The sequence below is a fragment of the Rhodococcus sp. P3_B8 genome, assembly GCF_056402775.1.
On record NZ_JBFUGT010000679.1, the window covers coordinates 1 to 816 of the forward strand.

General features: G+C 68.1%; 1 protein-coding gene. It reads left to right on the top strand.

What is annotated here, in order from left to right; genetic code table 11:
- Window positions 1-158 precede the first annotated feature (158 nt).
- Window positions 159-809, top strand: coding sequence for a hypothetical protein (locus AC1D1G_RS45710; RefSeq protein ID WP_477957002.1), 651 nt, complete (start codon window positions 159-161; stop codon window positions 807-809).
- The last annotated feature ends 7 nt before the right edge of the window (window positions 810-816 follow it).

Here is an 816-nt window from a genome sequence, read left to right on the forward strand (position 1 = left end):
GCCCTCCCGGAACTCGAGGGCTTCGCGCAGATTGAGTGTCGCCGGCCCGGGGTAGTCGGCGGGAACGAAGGCACCACCCACCGACCACGGCCCCCATCCTTTTCGCCGACGCCGGCGCCGAGGTGCACCACATCTTCTCGACAACAAGGGGTTGGGCGATGACAGGCAAGGGTCAGATGGCTATGGCGGTGGGTGCCGGTTACATGCTGGGCCGTACGCACAAGATGAAGCTGGCGTTGATGCTCGCCGGGTTCGGAGCCAGCAGACGTTTTCCCACCGGGTCGCTGGGTGTTCTCAACGAGGGCCGCAAGCTGCTCGCCGATTCTCCCGAGGTCGCCAAGCTCGGTGTGACGGTGCGCAAGGAGTTGATGAACGCGGTGAAGGCGGCCGCGGTGACTGCGGCCAGCCAGCGCATCGACTCGCTCAACACCCGGCTGGAGTCGGGTGAGGACCTGGTCGGCGGCCTCGGCAAGGCTGTGGGCGGGAAGAAGAAGTCCAAGCGGGCCCGTGACGAGGAACCCGAGGACGAGTACGAGGGCGAGGCGTACGCGGAAGACGAAGGCGAACCCGATGACGAGGGCGACAACGAGACCGGTGACGACGATTCCGAACAGGCGCCCCGCGGCCGGAGGCGGCCGGCCCCGCGCCGCCGCTCGTCGAGTGGCGGTAGTTCCCGGCCCACCCGGTCCCGGTCGCGGTCGTCGAAGGACGACGACGAGGAAGACGATCTGGCCCGAGCCAGGGCCCGCAGGACGCGCGCGAAGGCGACGACCGATTCTGTACCCGTACGACGACGCACCCGGAAGTGATCAGCGA

Excerpts from the sequence above, each read along its gene's own strand:
- AC1D1G_RS45710 (WP_477957002.1), top strand. The coding sequence starts at position 159 with ATGACAGGCAAGGGTCAGATGGCTATGGCGGTGGGTGCCGGTTACATG.